The sequence below is a fragment of the Streptomyces sp. NPDC005195 genome (genome assembly GCF_040608315.1).
GTDB lineage: Bacteria > Actinomycetota > Actinomycetes > Streptomycetales > Streptomycetaceae > Streptomyces > Streptomyces kaempferi.
The window spans coordinates 1-2884 of sequence record NZ_JBEXHZ010000217.1; the positions used below are offsets into that span (position 1 = coordinate 1).

Below are 2884 nucleotides of genomic sequence, written 5' to 3' on the forward strand. Positions count from 1 at the left end.
CCCCACCGCCCCACCGCCGCACGGCTGACGGCCCGTCACCCCGCGGCCGGACGGCGATCCCACGACCCGACGACCCGAACCGAGGAAGCATGGCCATTGAGGAGATGAAGGTCCGCGACGCCTTCCGGATCACGCCGTCGCAACTCCCGGACAACCGGGGCCGGTTCTTCGAGGCCTGGCGCCTGGGCGAGCTGACCGGAAGCAGCGGCCAGCCGTTCGCCGTCCGACAGGTCAACTTCTCGGTCTCCCGCCGCAACACCCTGCGCGGCATCCACGGCACCACCCTGCCGCCCGGCCAGGCGAAACTGGTGACCTGCGTACGCGGCGCCGCCCTGGACGTGGTGGTCGACCTGCGCGTCGGCTCCCCGACGTTCGGCATGTTCGACACCACCCTGCAGGAGGCCGGCTCCGGCATCGGCGTCTACCTCGCCGACGGCCTGGGCCACGCCTTCCTCGCCCTGAGCGACGACACCTGCATGAACTACCTGTGCTCCGAGGAGTACGTCCCCGGCACCATGGTCGACATCCAGGCCCTCGACCCGGCCATCGGCATCCCCTGGCCCACCACCCGAGCCCTGATCCGCTCCGAGAAGGACGCCACCGCCCCGAGCCTGTCCGAGGCCGTCGCACGCGGCCTGCTGCCCACCTACGAAGAGGCGCTCACCTCCTACGGCCCCTCCTGGCAGCTCCCGCACCCCCAGCACCTCGGCCGCTGAACGCCTCCGGCGGCCGGAGGCGTTCACCTCCACCCCGGCACCACGACGACCGCCCCAGCGCACCCGCGACGGTGAACACCGCACCCGTCCGGCGTCACGACAAGCCGGGCGCACCCTCCCGGGCGGGATCCTTGCCTGCCGGGTGATCCGGACCGCCGGCCGGGGCGGCGGCACGCAGCGCCGCCTCGATCCGGCGGTTGGTGGTCATGGACGCCGTGACGGCCGTCATCGCCAGGAGGAGGACGCCGGCGGCGCAGAGCGGGGTGCGGATGTCGTAGGCGGTGGCCAGCCAGCCGCCGAGGAAGGCCCCGACGGGGGCGGCGCACATGGCGAGCATGCGGGAGGTGGAGGCGACCCGGCCCATCAGGTGGGCGGGGACGATCGCCTGCCGGAGGGAGGGGGCGAGCACCATCGTGGCGCCCATGCCGGCTCCGCAGACGGCGAGCGCCAGCCCGGCGGCGTACGGGTTCGGGGCGGCGGCAAGGCCCAGGATGGCAAGCCCTTCGACGGCGGCTGTGCAGGTCAGTGCGGTACCGGTGCCGAGCCGCCGGCCGAGGAAGGAGGCGATGCCCGCACCGAGCAGACCGCCGGTGGCCTCCGCCGTGAGGAGCAGGCCGAAGCCGTAGGTGTCGATGCCGAGGCGGTCGTGCGCGAAGAGGGCGAGGACGGTCTCCACGGCGAGGAAGGCGATGTTCCCGACCGCCGGGCGCAGCGCGAGCCCGAGCAGCACCCGGTCCCGGAAGACGTACGAGGCTCCGGCCCGCGCCTGCCGCAGCAGCGACTCGCGAACCTCCGGCGCGGGGCGGGGCAGGGCGGGCAGTGACCGTACGAGCAGTGCGGAGAGCAGGAACGACACCGCGTCGGCGAGCAGCGGGACCGCCCGTCCGAGCGCGAGCAGAGCACTGCCCGCGGGCGGCCCGGCGAAGCCGGACGCGGCGGTCTGGGCGCCGCGCAGGCGGGAGTTGGCGCTCTCCAGGAGTGCGGGGTCGCGGCGGAGCAGATCCGGCAGGTAGGCCGTGGCGGCCGTGTCGAAGAAGAGCCCGCCGAGGCCGAGGAGGAAGGCGACGGCCGCGAGCAGCGGAATGCTCAGCACGTCGAGCGCGGTCGCCGCCGCGGGTATCGCGAGCAGCGCCGCACGTGCCGCGTCCGTGACCCACATCGTGCGGCGGCGGTCCCAGCGGTCCACCAGCGCACCGCCGAGCACCCCGAAGAGCAGCCACGGCAGGGTTCCGGCGGCCGTGACGACGGCGAGCGCCATCGGATCCCGTGTCAACGTCAGCGCGAGCAGCGGCAGTGCGGCATGTGTCACCCCGTCACCGAGTGAGGAGATCGTCTGTGCGGTCCACAGCCGTCCGAACCCGGTCGGCAACGTCCGTGCGTCTGAGGTCACTTGGCGTCTCCTTCGGCCCCGCGCGCTGCCGGGTGGAACAGTGCGAAGACGAGTGACGCGTCCGGCAGCGACGGATCGGACAGCTCCCGGTACTCGTCCGCCAGTGCCTGCAGCCGCGCCCCGAGCTCCGCGAACCGCTCCTCGGTGAGCCGCAGGTGCGCCATCCGCACATGCCGCTCGGTGTCCACCGGCGCTGCCTCCAGGTCCGCCACCGCGTGCCGCATCAGCACATCCGGCCCTCCCTCGCCGGGATCCGGCAGCGCGATCGAGCGCGCGGCCATCGCGTAGTACCGCTCGGTGACCCCCCTGACCTTCCGCGTCCGTACCACCTTGACCAGGCCGGCCCGCTCGAGCAGCCGTACGTGGTAGCTGGAACTCCCCTTCGCGAGACCCACTCGCGCGGCGACCTGCGTGATCGTCGCGGGCTCGAAGCGGAGCACGGCCATGATCCGGTGGCGCGTCAGGTTGGAGACGGCGCGCAGCTGTTCGTCAGTGGTGACGTGGAACGTCTCGGGGAGATCGTCGGCAGGCATGCGAGCAATGGTCAACGATTCTTGACCATTGCGCAAGGGATGCGCGCGGACCTCCGGAATCGGCTGTCCGGCGCGCGGGACCCTCTCCCCGGGCAGCCTCCGGGACCCGTTGCCCTTCCTCTTCGCCGCCGGCCGCGGACGGCGGCCCTTCGCGCCGTGCCGGCACCCGGTCGTCGCCAACTGCCGCGGACAGCCCGGCACACCGGTGCCCCGAAGACCCGTACAGGTCGTAGGGGGACCGGTGT

At 73.3% G+C, this 2884-nt stretch carries 3 protein-coding genes; 1 reads left to right on the forward strand and 2 read right to left on the reverse strand.

Features of this window, described 5'->3' with window-relative positions; genetic code table 11:
* Window positions 1–89 precede the first annotated feature (89 nt).
* Window positions 90–716, forward strand: a complete 627-nt coding sequence (gene rfbC / locus ABZV34_RS38130) for a dTDP-4-dehydrorhamnose 3,5-epimerase (protein WP_356287490.1) — start codon at window positions 90–92, stop codon at window positions 714–716.
* 94 nt (window positions 717–810) lie between these two features.
* Here rfbC and ABZV34_RS38135 read toward each other — a convergent pair whose 3' ends face one another.
* The gene (locus tag ABZV34_RS38135) at window positions 811–2106 is read right to left on the reverse strand and encodes an MFS transporter (protein WP_356287493.1); all 1296 of its coding nucleotides are present in this window, start codon (window positions 2104–2106) and stop codon (window positions 811–813) included.
* Window positions 2103–2639, reverse strand: coding sequence for a helix-turn-helix domain-containing protein (locus tag ABZV34_RS38140; RefSeq protein WP_356287496.1), 537 nt, complete (start codon window positions 2637–2639; stop codon window positions 2103–2105). Before ABZV34_RS38140 ends, ABZV34_RS38135 begins: the two co-directional genes overlap by 4 nt.
* Window positions 2640–2884: the final 245 nt, after the last annotated feature.